Here is an 18,469-nt window from a genome sequence, read left to right as displayed (position 1 = left end):
CGTGCAGTCCACCAGAGACACTGGGCCAACGGATGCCACCGATGAAACGTCGCTACCGCCTGCCGCTCTGGACAGTTCTGGGACTGCTCGTCCTGCTGCTGGTCGCGCACATCGCCCTGCCCTATGCGATCCGCGGCTACCTCAACGACAAGCTCGCCGACATGGGCGACTACCGGGGCCATATCGCCGATGTCGACCTGGCCCTGTGGCGTGGCGCCTACCGGATCAACGGCCTGCGCATCGTCAAGGCCGAGCGCGAGGCGCAGGTGCCCTTCGTCGACGCCCCGGTGATCGACATCGCGGTGAGCTGGAACGCCCTGTGGCGCGAGCGCGCGGTGGTCGCCCGGGTAGTGTTCGAGCGACCCGAGCTCAATTTCATCGATGGCGAGGGCGCAGGCGACTCGCAGACCGGTGAAGGGGTCGACTGGCGTGAGCAGTTGAACAAGCTGCTGCCGATCACCCTCAACGAGGTCCGCGTGAACGACGGTACCGTCGGCTTTCACAATTTCACCTCCTCGCCACCGGTGGACATCAAGGCCACCGCCATCAACGCCAGCCTGTACAACCTGACCAATGTGGCGGATGCGCAAGGCCAGCGCGTCGCCCGCTTCGAGGGCACCGCGCAGTTGCTCGGCCACGCGCCGCTGGAGGCCAGCGCGGTGTTCGACCCCTTCCACAACTTCGAGGATTTCGAGTTCCGGGTGCGCGCCACCGATATCGAGCTCAAGCGCCTCAACGATTTCTCCAGCGCCTATGGCAAGTTCGACTTCAACGGCGGCACCGGCGACCTGGTGATCGAAGCCTTCGCCAAGGACGCCCAGCTCAGCGGCTACATCAAGCCCCTGTTGCGCAACGTCGAGGTGTTCAACTGGCAGCAGGACGTGGAAAACGACGACAAGGGCTTCTTCCGCTCCATCTGGGAAGCGCTGGTGGGCGGTGGCGAGAAGGTGCTGAAGAACCAGCGCATGGATCAGTTCGCCACCCGCGTGGAGCTCAGTGGCAGCGTCCGCCAGCAGAACATCAGCGCCTTCCAGGCGTTCCTCGGCATCCTGCGCAATGGCTTCGTCAAAGCCTTCAACACACGCTTCGAGCGCGACGCCACGGAAGATGAGTGAGCGCGTCCATTCAGTGACCGAACAGGCGTTCTGCGTTCACAGCTCCCGCCCCGGCACGTTATAGTCGTGCCCTTTCCGCTACCTGCCCCGTCCCCTGGCGGCGGCGTCGATCGTTCGAGGATTTACCGATGAAGTTCGAAGGCACTCCGTCCTATGTCGCCACCGACGACCTCAAGCTCGCGGTCAATGCCGCCATCACCCTGCAGCGGCCGCTGCTGGTCAAGGGCGAGCCCGGCACCGGCAAGACCCTGCTCGCCGAACAACTGGCCGAGTCCTTCGGCGCCCGGCTGATCACCTGGCACATCAAGTCCACCACCAAGGCCCACCAGGGCCTGTACGAGTACGACGCGGTCAGCCGCCTGCGCGATTCGCAGCTCGACTCCGAGCGGGTTCACGAGGTACGCAACTACATCAAGAAAGGCAAGCTGTGGGAGGCCTTCGAGGCCGAGGAGCGCGCGGTGCTGCTGATCGACGAGATCGACAAGGCCGACATCGAGTTCCCCAACGACCTGCTGCAGGAACTCGACAGGATGGAGTTCTACGTCTACGAGACCGACGAAACCATCAAGGCCAGGCACCGACCGATCATCATCATCACCTCCAACAACGAGAAGGAACTGCCGGACGCCTTCCTGCGCCGCTGCTTCTTCCACTACATCGCCTTCCCCGACCGCCAGACCCTGCAGAAGATCGTCGACGTGCACTACCCCGGCATCAAGAAGGAGCTGGTGGCCGAGGCGCTGGACGTGTTCTTCGACGTGCGCAAGGTACCGGGGCTGAAGAAGAAACCCTCGACCAGCGAACTGGTCGACTGGCTCAAACTGCTGATGGCCGACAATATCGGCGAAGCGGTGCTGCGCGAACGCGACCCGACCAAGGCCATCCCGCCCCTGGCCGGCGCCCTGGTGAAGAACGAACAGGACGTGCAACTGCTCGAACGCCTGGCCTTCATGGTGCGACGCGGCAACCGCTGAGGGTCGGCACGGTGGAAAAAAGCGCCGGCTGAGCGCCAGAATTGCCCCATTTGCGTAGGAGCCGCGACCTCGCGGCGAATCGTGGCCATACCGCGATTTTGCAGCATGGCCGCCCTCGCCTCGCGCCGGGATCGACGCGCCTACTGCTCAACCCTGACTGCGAACGGGCTCTTGCAGGCCAAGGATCAAGACGGCATCCACGGGAAATCGGGAGATAGCCACCATGCTGCTCAACCTGTTCAACGAAATGCGTGCCGCCAAGGTGCCGGTCTCGGTGCGTGAACTGCTCGACCTGATCGACGCCCTGAAGCACAAGGTCACCTTCGCCGACATGGACGAGTTCTACTACCTGGCGCGGGCGATCCTGGTCAAGGACGAGCGTCATTTCGACAAGTTCGACCGCGCCTTCGCCGCCTACTTCAACGGCTTGCAGAACCTGGATGAGCATCTCGAGGCGCTGATTCCGGACGAATGGCTGCGCAAGGAATTCGAGCGCTCGCTGAGCGACGAAGAGCGGGCCAGGATCGAGTCCCTCGGCGGCCTCGACAAGCTGATCGAGGCATTCAAGAAACGCCTGGAAGAACAGAAGGAACGCCACGCCGGCGGCAACAGGTGGATCGGCACCGGCGGCACCAGCCCCTTCGGCTCGGGCGGCTACAACCCCGAAGGCATCCGCGTCGGCGATGCCGGCAAACGCCAGGGCAAGGCGGTCAAGGTCTGGGATCAGCGCGACTACAAAAACCTCGACGACTCGGTGGAACTGGGCACGCGCACGATCAAGATCGCCCTGCGCCGCCTGCGCAAGTTCGCCCGCCAGGGCGCCCAGGACGAGCTGGATCTGCACGGCACCATCGACCACACCGCCAAGGACGGCGGCCTGCTCAACATCCAGATGCGCCCCGAACGGCGCAACGCGGTCAAGCTCCTGCTGCTGTTCGATATCGGCGGCTCCATGGACGCCCACGTCAGGATCTGCGAGGAGCTGTTCTCCGCCTGCCGCACCGAGTTCAAGCACCTGGAGTACTTCTACTTCCACAACTGCGTGTACGAATCGGTGTGGAAGAACAACCTGCGGCGCACCTCGGAACGTTTTTCCACCCACGACCTGCTGCACAAGTACGGCGCCGACTACAAGGTGGTGTTCGTCGGCGATGCGGCCATGGCGCCCTACGAGATCACCCAGCCGGGCGGCAGCGTCGAGCACTGGAACGAAGAGGCCGGCCATGTCTGGATCAGACGTTTCATGGAGACGTACAGGAAACTCATCTGGATCAACCCCTATCCCCGGGAAACCTGGGACTACACCACCTCGACCGGGATCATCCGCGAGCTGGTCGACGACCGCATGTACCCCCTGACCCTGCAGGGCCTGGAAGACGGCATGCGTTTTCTGTCCAAGTGATAACCGCGGCGCCTGGCGCCCGGCTCAGCGCTCGTCCGTGGCATCGTCCTGCGCCAGCTCGCCGGCCTGGCTCTCGATTTCCACCAGCACGTCCCGGTGCCGTTGCTGCCATTCGGCGAAGCTCATGCCACTGCCATCGAGCAGATCGGGATTGCGCTTGACCAGGTAGACCGCGGCCTTCTGCGCCGAGTCGGCCACCTTGAGCTGCAGCGGCAGCGAGTCGATGGGGCCTTCGTAGGCGATCCAGCGACTGAAGTCCTCGAACTTGCTGCAGACCTTCTGAAAATCCTCGTCATGCATGCGCTGCCAGCCGTTTTCGATGTTCTCGACGCGCTTGGGCGGCATGCCGACGATTTCCGCGAACGCCTTGCGGCTCAACCCCATCAATTCACGCAGTCCTCGCATCCGCTCGCCGGCCGTGAACAGAAAGCGCTTGTTGGTCATGACTAATTCTCGTCCTGAGTCATGCGCTTAAACGCATTGACATACTAACATTTAGTGATTAAAACTAACCCTCGCTTCGCCCAGCCCGGCGGGCGCGGCGTCAGGAGCCGATCATGTTGCAGGAAGCAGAATCAAAGTGGAAGAACTCGACCTCAGCCCCTTTCCCGACTCGCCACGATACGTCAGCCTGCCGCGCTTCGCACAACTCATCGGCCATGGCAACGACCTGAGTCTCGTTCGCGCCTGGGTCGAGGCCGGGGAACTGCCCGTGCTGACGGCAGGCGCCCATGTCCTGGTCGACCTGCACACCCTCAAGGCCCGACAAGCCGACGGCCCGCCATGAACGCCCGCGACCAGGCCAGAATCCCCGACTTCGCCGGACAGCCGGCGGTGATCACGGACGCGCCGCTGGCGCTGCAGTTGCTCGTCGACGAAGGGGTACGCAGCGCAGATGAATGGTTCGACGATCAGCACCGCCGCCAGCTCTGGCGGCACCTGGCCTATGCGCGGGCGCTGATCGAACCGGGCGATAACCGCCTGGCCTTCGAGAGCGGTTTCCTCAACCGCCTGCAACAACGTGTGCAGCACCTAGGGTCTGTTGACGTTTCAGCGCAAGCCGCGTTGCCGCGCAAAATCTCGCCAGGCTAGGCGGAGGACGCCGGGAATGGACTAGCCGTCCGCGTGTTCCCTTGCCAAGTCCTCCAACAACGCATGGCGAGATTTTTCGCGCAACCTAGGCGGCCCCACCCGAAGGGCCGGGCCCGTTTTGCCGCGATGCTGCGTTTCTCGCCGGCTCATTTAGCCCGCTAAACTTCGCGGCTCGTGCCTTGCCTCGCGGCAAAACGGGCTCCGGCGCGGTCGTGCTGAAACGTCAACAGACCCTAGATCGACCTTGCAGTTGCCGGGACGAACAGGGAAGCTAGCGACGAACCGCGCGCCGGGGCCGTGCACCTGCGCCCTCAGCGCGTGCCTGGATGACGGCCCCGGCCGTCACCGTCTCTGGCAAAGGAAGCGCTCTTGGACTGGCAAACCCTGCTCACCCGTGAACGCCTCGGCAAACCGGCCCCCAGCGCCGACGAGCTGGGCCGCAGCCCGTTCCACAAGGATCACGACCGGATCATCTTTTCCGGCGCCTTCCGCCGCCTGGGCCGCAAGACCCAGGTACACCCGGTGTCGAGCAACGACCACATCCACACGCGCCTGACCCATTCGCTGGAAGTCAGTTGCGTGGGCCGCTCCCTGGGCATGCGCGTCGGCGAGATGATCCGCCAGGATCTGCCCGACTGGTGCGCGCCGAGCGACATGGGCATGGTCGTGCAGTCCGCCTGCCTGGCCCACGACATCGGCAATCCGCCCTTCGGCCACTCCGGCGAAGACGCCATCCGCCACTGGTTCCAGCAAGCCGCCGGACGCGGCTGGCTGGACGCGATGAGCGATGCCGAGCGTGGCGACTTCCTCAGTTTCGAGGGCAACGCCCAGGGCTTCCGGGTCCTCACCCAGCTGGAGTATCACCAGTTCGACGGCGGCACGCGGCTGACCTACGCCACCCTCGGCGCCTACCTCAAATACCCCTGGACCGCCCGCCACGCCGAAGCGCTGGGCTACAAGAAACACAAGTTCGGCTGTTACCAGAGCGAGCTGCCCCTGCTCGAGCAGATCACCCACAAGCTCGGCCTGCCGCAGCTCGAGGAGCAGCGCTGGGCCCGCCATCCGCTGGTGTACCTGATGGAGGCCGCGGACGACATCTGCTATGGCCTGATCGATCTCGAAGATGGCCTGGAAATGGAACTGCTCGAGTATGCCGAGGTGGAATCACTGCTGCTCGATCTGGTCGGCGACGATCTGCCGGAAACCTATCGCCAGCTCGGCCCCAGGGACTCCAGGCGGCGCAAGCTGGCGATCCTGCGCGGCAAGGCCATCGAACACCTGACCAACTCGGCGGCCAGCGCCTTCGTCGAGCAACAGCGGGCACTGCTGGCCGGCGACCTGGCGGGCGACCTGGTCGAACACATGCACGGGTCGGCCAAACGCTGCGTGCAGAGCGCCAAGGCCATGGCCCGGGAAAAGATCTTCCAGGACAAACGCAAGACCCTGCACGAGATCGGCGCCTACACCACCCTGGAAATTCTTCTGAACGCCTTCTGCGGTGCCGCACTCGAACAGCACGGCGGGCGTACGCCGTCCTTCAAGCACCGGCGCATTCTCGACCTGCTCGGCCCCAATGCCCCCGATCCCCACTGGCCCCTGTACCGATCCTTCTTGCGCATGATCGACTTCATCGCCGGCATGACCGATAGCTACGCGACAGAGATGGCCCGCGAGATGACCGGTCGTTCGAGCCCGGTATAAGCGATGAAGGTGCTGCTGCGGCAAATCTTCAACTGGCATGCCGGGCCGCCGGCCTGGGGGCCGGCCGTGGTCGCCGGGCTGGGTTGCGCCCTGCCCCTGCTGCTGGGCCTGTTCAGTGCCCATCCGGGGTTCCTGTGGGCCGCGGTTGGCGCTTTCCAGGCCGCCCAGGCCAATCCCCTGCACCGCTTCGGCATGCTGCGCATGTTGCTGCTCACCGGGCTTGGCGCCTGCAGTGCCGGCCTGGGCTTCTGGTCGGCGACCCACCCCCTGATCAGCCTGGCGCTGTTCGCCGCCTTCGGCCTGCTGCTGGCCTGGCTGCAGCGCTATGGCGCCGAGGCCGGCAAGCTGGGCATCGGTCTCACCGTGTGCCTGTGCCTCGGCCAGGGGCAACAGGGCGCCAGCAGCCTGAACAACCCCCATGCGATCAGCATGCTGTTCACCCTCGGTGGTCTCTGGGTGATGCTCCTGGCGTTCGGCCTGCGCGGCTTCCACGGTTTGCGCATGTGGCCCTACATGCCACGCCTGGTCAGCCTGCTCAAGGTGCTGCGCCGGCATGCCCGGCGCCAGTCGCGACAGCAATGGTGGCTGTATGCGCTGGGCTGCACCCTGGCGCTGTCGCTGGCCGGCCTGATCGTCAACCTGGCCAACCTGCAACGCGGCTACTGGTTGACCCTGGCCGTGGTGACCACGCTGCAGATCGAGTTCCGCGGCAGCCTGGTGCGGGCCATGCAGGCGAGCATGGCCAGCCTGACCGCGGCCGGCCTGCTGATCCTCCTGGGCAACAGCCTGCAGAGCCCGGCGCTGATGGTCGCCATCATGCTGCCGCTGATCACCCTCAGCCGCGCCGTGCAGGCCAACCACTACGGCCTGTTCGTGCTGCAGACCACGGTCTGTTTCGTGCTGCTCGCCGAGAGCCTGGCCAGGGACTGGCACCTGCCCCAGGTACGCCTGCTCAACGCGCTGCTCGGCGTGCTGGTGACGCTGTTCGTCGCCCTGCTGATGCATGGCCTGCGGCAATGGCTGGACAAGCGTTCCACGGCGCGCCGGGCCGCGCTGACCGAGTAGTCGACAAGCGGACGCGCGCTTGATTATGCTGCCCGGGCGCAACCAGGGAGCGACGCGCCATGCCCAGCGGTTTCCGGCCCCACGCACACAGGTTTCCCCTGCACGTCCATATCAGCGTGCTGTTCATCCTGTTGTTGCTGCTGGCAGGCGGTGCCCTGGGCCTGTTCAATTACCGGCAGACCACGGCGATCATCTTCTCCAGCAGCGCCACGCTGTTCGAACGCATCCAGCAGGACGTGCAGCGCGATATCGGCGCGACCTACCAACCCATTCGCCACCTGCTCGGGGTGCTGGCCTTCGCCGAGGGCACCCGGGGCGACGACCTGCAGACGCGCCAGCCCCTGCTCGCCCCCTTCGCCCAGGCGCTGCGCGACAACCCCAAGCTCGCCGCCGTCTACCTGGGCTACCGCAATGGCGATTTCTTCATGGTGCGCGCGCTGCGCGAGCGCAGCGTGCAACGCCAGTTCGAGGCGCCGCCCGGGGCCGCCTTCCAGATCTGGTCGATCGAGCAGCAGGGCGACAGCCGCGCTGGCGAATACCTGTTCTACGACGACGCCCTCAAGCTGCTCGAGCGGCGCGCGGCAAACGGCCAGGACTACGATCCCCGCGACCGCGAGTGGTATGTCCGCGCCCGCGCGGAAAACGCCCGGATCAGCACCACCCCCTATGTGTTCTTCTCCTCCGGGGCGATCGGCACCACCCTGGCCACCCCGGCCGGCGACGATGGCGTCCTGGCCGCCGACCTGACCCTGGAACAGTTGTCCGCGACCCTGATCAAGCACAAGGTGACCCCCGACAGCGAAGTGCTGCTGTTCGATGCCAGGGGGGTCGCCGTGGCCTACCCGGATAGCCGCCGCCTGATCCGCGAGGACCCCGAGCCCCACCTGGCCCGCGTGCGCGACCTGCTGCCGACGCTGGCCGGGGCGCTGGAGGAACTGGAGGCGGACGGCGACCAGCAACGCATAGTGAACCTGGACAAACGCCGCTGGGTGGTCTCGCGCAGCCAGCTCGGCGAAGGGGGCCCCGCCGGCCTGTACCTGGCGTTGCTGGTTCCCGAGGACGAACTGCTGGCCGATGCCTACCGCATCCGCTGGCAGGGCGCCCTGGTCACCCTGACCACCCTGCTGCTGTGCCTGCCGCTGGGCTGGCTGGCGTCACGCTGCATCACCCGCCCGCTGGGCGCGTTGCAGGCCCAGAGCGAAGCCATGGGCCGCTTCGCTTTCGCCGCGGCGGATGGCGTGCGTTCTTCGGTGCTGGAAGTGGACAGGCTGGCGCTGGCGATGACGCGGATGAACCGCAGCATCACCCGCTACCAGGGCATCGTCGTCGAACTGGGGCAGCAGCCGGACATCGACAGCCTGCTGCAACGCACGCTGCACGAAAGCATCGACGCGGTACAGGCCGATGCCGGCATCCTCTACCTGCTCGAGGACGGGCAACTGCAACCCCACGGACTGCGGCTCGACGGCGTCGCACAGGCGCCGGGCCGCCATGACCTGCTCGCCCATGACCTGCTCGCCCATGCCCTCGACCGGCCACTGCCGCCCTGGTTGCGGCAGGCCCTCGACGGTAGCAGCGCGGCGCTCAGCCTGGGGTTCGACAAGGCCGGCGACTACCAGCCCCTGCTCAACAGCCTTGGCAGCCCGCGGGTGAACCTGGTCGCCGTCGCCCTGCGCGACCGCCAGGACGAAACGCTCGGGCTGCTGGTACTGCTGCAGAGAGAAGAGCCACTGGAGGCGCACCCCGGCATCAGGAGCGCGGCGTGTATCGCCTTCAGCGAGGCGGTGGCGAAGATCGCCGCGCTGCATCTGCACAATCGCCGGATGATGCCGGAATCCTGAGCAGCGCGCGGCACGTGGAAACGGCGACCGAGCCGGCGGCCATCAGGCCAATGCCAGTCAGTCAAGCATTCGGCCCGCGAAACGGCGGTTTGCCCTAGCCTTGTAGGCGCTGCGACCTCGCAGCGAATAGCGGTCGCGCCACGGATTTTGCGAGATGGCCGCAAGCGCATCGCGCCGAGGTCGACGCTCCCACACGGGCGGCGGGCACCCCCTGTTCCTACAAAAACCTTATCTGATCGGCATTAGGCGATCAGGCCGGGTTGATCGGATTCTCCGGATACCACACATCCATCAGCGCGGTGGCGCTGAAGTCGGCCAGCTCGCTACGCCCCTTGAGCCAGCCCTCGACGGCGGCACGCTGCTCCTCGCTGACCGAGCCACGCTTGGCCAGGCACACCAGGCCGTAATCGTCGCCGCCGACATAACCCAGGCCATTGCCGGTCATGGCATCGCGCAGGAACGCCTCGAGGAAGGCATCGATGGCCTCTTCGCTCAAGCCATCCTTGAAGTTCAGGTTCAGTTCGAACCCCAGTTCCTGGAATTCATCCACACAGAGTTTCTTGCGCAGACGGCGGGAACGGTTGGTAGCCATGGGACAATCCTCAAGAGTGATAACGCGCGGCACTCTACCAGCTTAGCCCGCCCGCCGGGCGAAAAAGCACCCGGCGAGGGCGCGGAGCGGGCGGGCATGGGGCATAATGCCCGGCATCTGGATGCCCAGCACTCGCCCAAACAGCTGTGGGAGCTCGTACATGCGTTTTTTCGTTGTCCCCCCTCGTTTCGAGGGTTTCTGCCCATGATCAGAACGCTGCGCCACCTGGCCATCGCCACCCTGCTACTGCCAAGCGCCCTCCCCGCATTCGCCGCCGTTGGCAACAGCCTGCCCAACACGGTCATACAGAGCCTGAAGGCCAACAAGATCAGCACCCAGTCGCTGTCGGTGGTGACCCTGCCGCTGACCGGCCCGGGCAACGGCACCATCTTCAACGCCGATGTGTCGGTCAACCCGGCCTCGACCATGAAGCTGGTGACCACCTTCGCCGCCCTCGAACTGCTCGGCCCGACCTTCCAGTGGAAGACCGAGTTCTACAGCGACGGCCCGCTCAAGGACGGCGTGCTCAATGGCAACCTCTACCTCAAGGGCGGCGGCGACCCCAAGCTGAACATGGAGAAACTCTGGCTGCTGCTGCGTGACCTGCGCGCCAACGGCGTGCGCCAGGTCACCGGCGACCTGGTGCTCGACCGCAGTCACTTCATCCAGCCCGATCTGCCGGCGTTCGACGACGACGGCGGCGATGCCAACAAACCCTACCTGGTCACCCCGGATTCGCTGCTGGTCAACCTCAAGGCGCTGCGCTTCATCGCCAGGGCCGAGGGCGGCAAGGTCAGCGTCGCCGCCGAGCCGCCCCTGGCCGGGCTGACCCTGGACAACCAGGTCAAGGTGCTCAAGGCCGGCAAATGCCCGGCCTGGCCCGACGTGCGCTACAACCCGGTGAAGGAATTCGACGGCACCAAGGTGATCGTCACCGGGCAACTGACCGACGGCTGCAGCGCGCAGACCTACCTGTCGCTGCTGGATCATCCCGGCTATGCCGCCGGCGCCGTACGCGCCATCTTCAAGGAGCTGGGTGGCAGCATCATGGGCAAGGACCGCCTGGCCGACGTGCCGAAGAGCGGGCAGTTGCTCGCCCGCGCCTTCTCGCCCGACCTGGTGGAGATCATTCGCGACATCAACAAGTACAGCAACAACACCATGGCCCGCCAGCTGTTCCTCAGCATCGGCGCGCAGTACCGCAACGAAACCGACAGCGACGATGCCAAGGCGGCGCAGCGCGCCATCCGCGCCTGGCTGGCGCGCAAGGGCATCACCGCCTCGCAACTGGTGATGGAAAACGGCTCCGGCCTGTCCCGCGCCGAACGCCTGAGCGCCCGGGAAATGGGCAGGATCCTCCAGGCCGCCTGGAACAGCCCCTACGCCGCCGAGTTCATCAGCTCCATGCCGCTGGTGGCGATGGACGGCACCATGCGCAAGCGCCTGCGCAACACCGCCCTGGCCGGCCAGGCCCACATCAAGACCGGCACCCTGAACAACGTGCGCGCCATCGCCGGCTTCAGCCGCGACAGCAACGGCAACAGCTGGGCCGTGGTGGCCATCCTCAACGACCCGAAACCCTGGGGCGCTTCGGCCATCCTCGACCAGGTGCTGATCGATCTCTACAAGCAGCCGAAGAGCACCGCCAGGTAAACATGGGGTAGCCCGGGTCGAGCGCAGCGACACCCGGGAGATCGCCCTGGGTATCGCTTCGCTCAACCCAGGCTACGGGCCTGTAGTCAAAGGCGATAGCGGCCTCACGTAGGGTGGATCGGGGCGCATAGCCGACGCTTCACCTGCGCGGCCCGATCCGTCCACCGCTCCGCAATCGCAATGGTGGATGAAAAGAGCGTCATCCACCCTACGGCCTACAAACACGAAGAGCGCCGCCAGGTAAACATGGGGTAGCCCGGGTCGAGCGCAGCGACACCCGGGAGATCGCCCTGGGTATCGCTGCGCTCGACCCAGGCTACGGGCTTCAAGCTTCAAGCTTCAAGAAAGCATAGGTGGTACGCCTGAACCACGTTCAACTGCTGGATCTGGCCATCAGCTTCCAGGCGCGGTGGATCTTGCCGTTGCGGGCGAAGTCCGGGTCCAGGGTCGAGGCACTGATTTCTTCCAGCGCATAGCGCGCGGCGAGGCCCTCGTCGAGCTGGAACTTGCGGAAGTTGTTGGAGAAGTACAGCACGCCGCCCGGTGCCAGGCGCGCCATGGCCAGGTCCAGCAGTTGCACGTGGTCACGCTGTACGTCGAACACGCCGTCCATGCGCTTGGAGTTGGAGAAGGTCGGCGGGTCGATGAAGATCAGGTCGTACTCGCCGCGATCCTCGGCCAGCCAGCTCATCACATCGCCCTGTTCCAGGCGGTTCTTGTCGGAGAAGCCATTGAGCGAGAGGTTGCGCCGCGCCCAGTCCAGGTAGGTCTTCGACAGGTCGACGCTGGTGGTCGTGCGCGCCCCGCCCTTGGCCGCGTGCACGCTGGCCGTGGCGGTGTAGCAGAACAGGTTGAGGAAACGCTTGCCCGCCGCTTCCTTCTGGATGCGCAGGCGCAGCGGCCGGTGGTCGAGGAACAGCCCGGTATCCAGGTAGTCGGTCAGGTTGACCAGCAGTTTCACGCCGCCCTCGCTGACTTCCATGAACTGCCCCTGGCTGCTCTGGCGCTGGTACTGCTTGCTGCCCGCCTGCCGCTCGCGACGCTTGATCACCACCTTGCTCTGGTCGATGCCCAGGGCATGGGGGATCGCCGCCAGGGCATCGAACAGACGTGACTGGGCCTTGTCCGGGTCGATCGAACGCGGCGCGGCGTATTCCTGCACATGCACCCAGTCGTGGTACAGGTCGATGGCCAGGGCGTACTCGGGCATGTCGGCATCGTACAGGCGGTAGCAGTCGATGCCCTCGCGCCGCGCCCACTTGCCCAGTTGCTTGAGATTCTTCTGCAGGCGGTTGGCGAACATCTGCCCGCCCTCGCTCAGGCGCGCCTGTTCGACCACCGGCGCAGCCGCCGGGACCGGCTTGAGCGGATTGCCGTTGCGGTTGAGCGCCGGCGCCTCGGCCTGCAGCGCGCTCTGCTCGCGCTCGCGTTCACGCTGTTGCGGCGTGCGCCGCTCGCCGGTGACGAACTGTTCCGGCTGCACCTTGATCAGCAGCAGTTTGCACGGCAGGGCGCCGTTCCAGAAGGCGTACTGCTTGTGGCTGCGAATGCCCATGCGCTTGCCCAGGTCGGGGGCGCCGGTGAACACCGCCGCGTCCCAGCCCAGGCAGGCCTGACGCAGGCGTTCGCCGAGGTTCTGATAGAGATACAGCAGGCTCGCCTCGTCGCCCAGACGCTCGCCATAGGGGGGATTGCAGATCACCAGGCCCTTCTGGTTCTGATCCGGACGCGGCTCGAAGGTCGCCACCTCGCCCTGGTAGACCTTGACCCAGTCGCTCAGCCCGGCCCGCTCGATATTGTTGCGCGCCGGCTGGATCAGCCGCGGATCGGCTTCATAGCCGCGAATCCACAGCGGCGGCCGCGCCAGGCCGGCGGCGGCACGTTCCTGGGCCTCGCCCTGCAGCTTCTTCCACAACGCCGGCACATGCCCCAGCCAGTGGCTGAAGCCCCATTGCTCGCGGCTCAGGTTCGGCGCGATATCGGCGGCGATCAGCGCCGCTTCCACCAGGAAGGTACCGACCCCGCACATGGGGTCGGCCAGCGCCCCGCCGTCGGCGGCGATGCGCGGCCAGCCGGCGCGGATCAGGATCGCGGCGGCGAGGTTTTCCTTCAGCGGCGCGGCCCCCTGCTGCAGGCGGTAGCCGCGCTGGTGCAGGCTGTGCCCGGACAGGTCCAGGGACAGGATCGCCTCGCCCCGATCCAGGCGCAGGTGCACCCGCACGTCGGGGGTGAGCTTGTCCACCGCAGGGCGGCTACCGTCGGCCTGGCGCAGTTTGTCGACGATGGCGTCCTTGACCTTCAGCGCGCCGAAATGGGTGTTGTCGATGCCCGAGCCGTTGCCGCTGAACTCCACGGCCAGGCTGCCGGCGGGTTGCAGGTGCTCGAACCAGTCGACGTTCAGCACGCCCTGGTACAGGCTCTCGGCATCACGCACGGGGAAGCGCGCCAGCACCAGCAGCACGCGGTTGGCCAGGCGCGACCACAGGCACAGACGGTAGGCCGTCTCCATACTGGCCATGCCACGGATCGCCGAGGTGTGTTCACGCGCCTGTTCGAGGCCGAGCCCGCGCGCCTCTTCGAGCAGCAGGCCTTCCAGCCCCTTGGGACAGGTGAGGAAGAGTTCGTAATCGTCCGACATGCAGTGCCTCAGGCAGTTGTGGGTTGCGCGCGACGGGCGGCACAACCAGAAAATAAGTGACAAAAAGCCGCATGACGACCCTTCGTCGGAATAAGTGGCGCGTGCAATCGAGAGCCATTCGCGATGGCAAAAGACCAGCACGTCATACGCAAACGCCCCGGTCATCAATGCTTGCCCGAAAACCGCCCGGGTCAGTCGGACAGGCTTATGGCCCCACCCTCAAAAGCGTTACGTCCTTATGACAAAACGATCATTCACAGCTCATCGAGCATTCGATAGAAACCTACCTAGGCCAGCGCTGCAACGGTGCTGGCACAGGAGGCTCGCGACGCCGGCAGCGGACTCCGACGGCAGACCATTCTGCCTGACCCCGCCACGGGGTCTACGGGACATAACAGTCAACAAGTGAGGGCAACACCCTATGAGAAGACTTAAGCGTGATCCGTTAGAACGAGCTTTTCTGCGCGGCTATCAGTACGGCATCAATGGTAAATCCCGCGAGCTGTGTCCTTTCACTCTTCCGTCCGTGCGTCAGGCCTGGTTGAACGGCTGGCGCGAAGGCCGCGGTGACAACTGGGACGGACTGACCGGCACCGCCGGTATCCATCGCCTTAACGAACTTCACGCTGTCGGCTAAACCCAGGACCTACCGACTTCACCAAGCACGCTCCATCCGAGCGGCGGGCGCAAGCCCAGGGGCTCCCCAAGGGAGCCCTTTTTTATGGCCTGCCATCCCTGGCGGCCACCCTTCGGGCCGTCGCCACGCGACCTTGAAAACGGGCTCCCGGCCATTCGTTTCAACCCCGCGGACGCGCCGCCGCGATCGCATCCACCGACTCGCGGATCAACGCCGGCCCCTTGTAGATGAACCCGGAATAGATCTGCACCAGGCTCGCGCCCGCGGCGATCTTCTGCGCGGCATGGCGTCCTTCGGTAATCCCGCCAGCGGCGATGATCGGCAGCCGCCCGCCCAGCTCGCCCGCCAGCACGGCGACCGTATGGGTGCTCTTGTCGCGTACCGGCGCGCCCGACAGCCCGCCGGCCTCGTTGGCGAAAGCCAGGTTCTCGACCCCTTCGCGACTCAGTGTGGTGTTGGTGGCGATGACCGCATCCATGCCCGTCTCCAGCAGGGCCTTGGCCACCTGCACGGTTTCCTCGTCGCTCATGTCCGGGGCGATCTTGATCGCCAGCGGCACGCGGCGTCCATGGGCCAGGGCCAGCTCGTCCTGCCGCAGACGCAGGGCCTCGAGCAACTGCTTCAGCGCATCGCCGAACTGCAGGCTGCGCAGGCCGGGGGTGTTCGGCGAGCTGACATTGACCGTGACGTAGCTGGCGTGGGCATGGACCTTGTCCAGGCAGATCAGGTAGTCCTCCACCGCGCGCTCGACCGGCGTATCGACGTTCTTGCCGATATTGATGCCCAGCACGCCCTTGAACTTCGCCGCGCGCACCCGTTCGAGCAGGTGATCGACGCCATGGTTGTTGAAGCCCATGCGATTGATGATCGCCTCGGCCTCGGGCAAACGGAACAACCGCGGTTTCGGATTGCCCGGCTGCGGCCGCGGGGTCACGGTGCCGATCTCGACGAAACCGAAACCCAGCTGGGCAAAGCCGTCGATGGCATCGCCATTCTTGTCCAGGCCGGCGGCCAGGCCGACCGGATTGGCGAACTGCAGGCCCATGACCGTCACCGGCAGGCTGTGCGGTGCCTTGCTCAGGCGCCCGGCAAGCCCCAGCCGACCAGCCGCACCGATCAGGTCGATGGACAGCTCGTGGGCGGTTTCCGGGGACAGTTTGAACAGCAGCTCGCGGGCCAGGTTGTACATGGGCAGGCTCAGCTCGTCAGTGGCGAAATCGAAAGGCGCGGATTATAGCCGCCCCACACCGCCCAGGCGAGGCTCAAGGCAGGCGGCGCAGGCTGAGCAGCTCGCCGGCGGGGTTGAACTGCAGCTCGAAGGAACCGTAGATGCCCTCGTGGGTCAGAAACGGGCGAAAATGATGAGCCGGTATACTCACCCGGCGACCATCGCGGCTGAACACCTGGATCCGGTTGGCCTGCCCGAGATAGACCGCGCGCATGCGTTCGGCCGGTAACGCGATATCCAACACCAGACTGGGCATGGAAGCACCTTCGTAGATGAATGATCCGATTCTGCCACAGAGCCTGACGACGAGCGTCCCGCGCGACGCCATCCGGCGCCACGGGCACCGCCGATGGGCGGCGCCGCATTTTCGCCGACGCCATCCGTGCAACTCATGGGAGCCTCTGCCACACTGCTGCAGGCACACTGGAGCACACACGCCGTCATGAGTCTGCCCGAACATCCGCTCTCCCTGAGTTCACGCCTGGCCGCCCTGGCCCAGCGTGTAGGCTTGCTCGGCCGCGGTTCACGGCAGATCGCCGAAAGCGCCAGCCAGTTGCAACTGCCTTTTGCCGCCATCGCACCCTTCACCGACAACATCTGCTGGCAAAGCGGCCTACCGCTGCAGCGCCTCAGGGATCTGCCCCGGGGCGCCCTGTCCGGCCCCGTCCAGGAAGACAAGGCCGAGGCGCACGCCACCCTGGTCGGCCTGGTCGAGGTCGAGCAACGGCAACTGGAGGCCATCGACCTGCGGCAGGTCGATGGCCTGGTCGCCTGCGACCCCAGCCAGGCGCTGCATGACAGTTTCGAGCGTTATGCCGCCAGCGAACAGTGCCGGCAGATCCGCATCATCAGCTACAAGGACTTCGTCCGCACCCTGAGCAAGCCCCTGCCCGGTTTTCTCGGCGCCGGCCCCATCAGCCTGTACCAGGCCGCTTGGCGTGGCGAGCGGCTGTTCTGGGCCGGCGAGCAGCATATCGATGCCTTTGCCTGTGCCGTGGTCTACGCGCGCCGCCGGGGGCTGGAGGTCAGCCTGCCCGCCGAGCTGGCCCACTACAGCATCAGCCCCCGGGGCCTCGAGGAACTGGAGCGGCGCTACCATGCGCTGGCCATGCCGGGAGCCGCCTGGAGCGACGCCACCTTCATGCGCCTGCTGATGGAACACGACGTGCCCTATGCCCGCCTGGCGCTGTTGCGCAGCGCCGGCGCACCGGAATTCCTGCTGCTGCCCAAGCACTCGCCGCAAGCCTCGGCGCTGGGCGAAGGCTTGTGCCATGCCGGCGCGCCGGACATGCTGCGCTACGTGCGTACGCTGCTGGGTTGAGCCCCGGCCACGGGCACATGACAGCCCGAAGCGGACAGCTTTTGTAAAGACTTTCGGGTTTCTTCGCCGGCCAGGCGGTGCCAGTCTCGGCAGACACTCTCTGTCTGGAGCACGCCTGTGCGACGTTTCCTCGCCCCCCTCCTGCTAACGGGCAGCCTGCCCGCCCTCGCCAGCGCAACGCCCGTGTACGGGCCGGAACTGGAAGGCTTCGACTACCCCCACGAGGTCAAGCGCTTCGTCTTCGAATCGCAAGGCAGCGCGCTGCAGATGGCCTACATGGACGTGCCGGGCAAACAGCCCAATGGCCGCACCGTGGTGCTGATGCACGGCAAGAACTTCTGCGGCGCCACCTGGGAAGGCAGCATCGCCGCGCTGACGGAGGCCGGCTACCGGGTGGTGGTGCCGGATCAGGTGGGTTTCTGCAAATCCAGTAAGCCGGCCCATTACCAGTACAGCTTCCAGCAACTGGCGAGCAACACCCACGCCCTGCTGCAACAGCTGGGTATCGAACGGGTCACCGTCATGGGCCATTCCATGGGCGGCATGCTCGCCACCCGCTACGCCCTGCTCTACCCCGATCAGGTCGAGCAACTGGCGATGGTCAATCCCATCGGCCTGGAAGACTGGAAGACCCTGGGCGTGCCCTACCTGAGCGTCGATCAGTGGTACCAGCGCGAACTGAAGAGCAGCGCCGAGGCCAGCCGCAACTACCAGAAGAACACCTACTACGCCGGACAGTGGCGCCCCGAGTTCGACCGCTGGGTCGACATGCAGGCCGGCATGTTCCAGGGCGAAGGCCGTGAAGCCGTGGCCTGGAACTCGGCGCTGACCTACGACATGGTCTACACCCAGCCCGTGGTCTACGAGTTCGCCAACCTGCGCATGCCGGTCCTGCTGCTGATCGGCGAGCAGGACAACACCGCCATCGGCAAGGACGCCGCCCCCGAAGCCATGCGCAGCAAACTGGGCAACTACAAGGAACTGGGCCCGGCCACCGCGAAACGCATCCCCAGCGCAACCCTGGTCACCTTCCCCGACCTCGGTCACTCGCCGCAGATCCAGGAGCCGGAACGCTTCCACAAGGCCCTGCTCGAGGGGTTGCGCCAGAAGCCCTGAGGCGATGGCCATTAAGCGCCGCTGAAGCACCTCCCACGGGAGACTGGACAACCGTAGCCTGGGTGGAGCGAAGCGATACCCGGGATCCCCCGCA

The 18,469-nt window shown here is 65.8% G+C and carries 17 protein-coding genes; 12 read left to right on the top strand and 5 right to left on the bottom strand.

Translation table 11 applies throughout. The features are described from left to right. Positions 1-41 precede the first annotated feature (41 nt). The 3 genes from DNK34_RS16030 to DNK34_RS16020 all read left to right on the top strand — a co-directional run bounded on the left by DNK34_RS16030 (position 42) and on the right by DNK34_RS16020 (position 3,491). On the top strand, positions 42-1,115 hold the full coding sequence (locus DNK34_RS16030; RefSeq protein WP_131176354.1) for a DUF748 domain-containing protein: 1,074 nt from the start codon (positions 42-44) through the stop codon (positions 1,113-1,115). A 128-nt stretch (positions 1,116-1,243) separates the two neighbouring features. After that, the gene (locus DNK34_RS16025; RefSeq protein ID WP_131176353.1) at positions 1,244-2,089 is read left to right on the top strand and encodes an AAA family ATPase; all 846 of its coding nucleotides are present in this window, start codon (positions 1,244-1,246) and stop codon (positions 2,087-2,089) included. A 223-nt stretch (positions 2,090-2,312) separates the two neighbouring features. Continuing rightward, complete coding sequence (locus DNK34_RS16020) at positions 2,313-3,491, top strand: vWA domain-containing protein (protein WP_131176352.1); 1,179 nt, start codon at positions 2,313-2,315, stop codon at positions 3,489-3,491. 24 nt (positions 3,492-3,515) lie between these two features. On the opposite strand, the gene DNK34_RS16015 is transcribed toward DNK34_RS16020, so the two are convergent. Next, on the bottom strand, positions 3,516-3,935 hold the full coding sequence (locus tag DNK34_RS16015; RefSeq protein ID WP_131176351.1) for a helix-turn-helix domain-containing protein: 420 nt from the start codon (positions 3,933-3,935) through the stop codon (positions 3,516-3,518). Between the two features lie 136 nt (positions 3,936-4,071). Between DNK34_RS16015 and DNK34_RS16010 the strand changes: the two genes are divergently transcribed. The 5 genes from DNK34_RS16010 (at position 4,072) to DNK34_RS15990 (ending at position 9,190) form a co-directional block, all read left to right on the top strand. After that, positions 4,072-4,278, top strand: coding sequence for a hypothetical protein (locus DNK34_RS16010; protein ID WP_131176350.1), 207 nt, complete (start codon positions 4,072-4,074; stop codon positions 4,276-4,278). Further along, complete coding sequence (locus DNK34_RS16005; protein ID WP_131176349.1) at positions 4,275-4,583, top strand: LasR-specific antiactivator QslA; 309 nt, start codon at positions 4,275-4,277, stop codon at positions 4,581-4,583. Before DNK34_RS16010 ends, DNK34_RS16005 begins: the two co-directional genes overlap by 4 nt. Before the next feature lie 369 nt (positions 4,584-4,952). Then, positions 4,953-6,284, top strand: a complete 1,332-nt coding sequence (locus DNK34_RS16000) for a deoxyguanosinetriphosphate triphosphohydrolase (protein ID WP_131176348.1) — start codon at positions 4,953-4,955, stop codon at positions 6,282-6,284. A 3-nt stretch (positions 6,285-6,287) separates the two neighbouring features. Next, positions 6,288-7,349, top strand: a complete 1,062-nt coding sequence (locus DNK34_RS15995) for an FUSC family protein (RefSeq protein WP_131176347.1) — start codon at positions 6,288-6,290, stop codon at positions 7,347-7,349. A 59-nt stretch (positions 7,350-7,408) separates the two neighbouring features. Then, positions 7,409-9,190, top strand: a complete 1,782-nt coding sequence (locus tag DNK34_RS15990) for a cache domain-containing protein (protein ID WP_131176346.1) — start codon at positions 7,409-7,411, stop codon at positions 9,188-9,190. A gap of 250 nt (positions 9,191-9,440) precedes the next feature. Here the strand turns inward: DNK34_RS15990 and DNK34_RS15985 are convergent, their stop codons facing one another. Next, positions 9,441-9,782 carry a YggL family protein gene (locus DNK34_RS15985; RefSeq protein WP_131176345.1) on the bottom strand — a complete coding sequence of 114 codons (342 nt, stop codon included), beginning with the start codon at positions 9,780-9,782 and terminating at the stop codon, positions 9,441-9,443. 204 nt (positions 9,783-9,986) lie between these two features. On the opposite strand from DNK34_RS15985, the gene dacB reads away from it, so the two are divergent. Continuing rightward, on the top strand, positions 9,987-11,435 hold the full coding sequence (dacB, locus tag DNK34_RS15980) for a D-alanyl-D-alanine carboxypeptidase/D-alanyl-D-alanine endopeptidase (protein WP_131176344.1): 1,449 nt from the start codon (positions 9,987-9,989) through the stop codon (positions 11,433-11,435). Between the two features lie 373 nt (positions 11,436-11,808). On the opposite strand, the gene rlmKL is transcribed toward dacB, so the two are convergent. Continuing rightward, a complete protein-coding gene (rlmKL, locus tag DNK34_RS15975) occupies positions 11,809-14,073 on the bottom strand; it encodes a bifunctional 23S rRNA (guanine(2069)-N(7))-methyltransferase RlmK/23S rRNA (guanine(2445)-N(2))-methyltransferase RlmL (RefSeq protein ID WP_131176343.1) in 2,265 nt (754 codons plus the stop codon). A 421-nt stretch (positions 14,074-14,494) separates the two neighbouring features. Between rlmKL and rmf the strand changes: the two genes are divergently transcribed. Then, the gene (gene rmf, locus DNK34_RS15970) at positions 14,495-14,710 is read left to right on the top strand and encodes a ribosome modulation factor (protein ID WP_003244273.1); all 216 of its coding nucleotides are present in this window, start codon (positions 14,495-14,497) and stop codon (positions 14,708-14,710) included. A gap of 160 nt (positions 14,711-14,870) precedes the next feature. Here rmf and DNK34_RS15965 read toward each other — a convergent pair whose 3' ends face one another. Continuing rightward, entirely contained in the window at positions 14,871-15,899 is a 1,029-nt protein-coding gene (locus DNK34_RS15965; RefSeq protein WP_131176342.1) for a quinone-dependent dihydroorotate dehydrogenase, read from the bottom strand. A gap of 73 nt (positions 15,900-15,972) precedes the next feature. Continuing rightward, positions 15,973-16,194, bottom strand: a complete 222-nt coding sequence (locus tag DNK34_RS15960) for a DUF2835 domain-containing protein (protein ID WP_131176341.1) — start codon at positions 16,192-16,194, stop codon at positions 15,973-15,975. Positions 16,195-16,380: 186 nt separating this feature from the next. Here DNK34_RS15960 and DNK34_RS15955 point away from each other — a divergent pair, with 186 nt between their 5' ends. Beyond that, complete coding sequence (locus DNK34_RS15955) at positions 16,381-17,259, top strand: DUF6685 family protein (RefSeq protein WP_131176340.1); 879 nt, start codon at positions 16,381-16,383, stop codon at positions 17,257-17,259. Positions 17,260-17,376: 117 nt separating this feature from the next. Further along, entirely contained in the window at positions 17,377-18,375 is a 999-nt protein-coding gene (locus tag DNK34_RS15950; RefSeq protein ID WP_131176339.1) for an alpha/beta fold hydrolase, read from the top strand. Positions 18,376-18,469 lie beyond the last annotated feature (94 nt).

This window comes from Phytopseudomonas dryadis, from assembly GCF_004327355.1.
GTDB classification, from domain to species: Bacteria; Pseudomonadota; Gammaproteobacteria; order Pseudomonadales; family Pseudomonadaceae; genus Aquipseudomonas; species Aquipseudomonas dryadis.
Note: the sequence above shows the minus strand (reverse complement) of the source record. Positions and strands in the feature narration are given on the sequence as shown.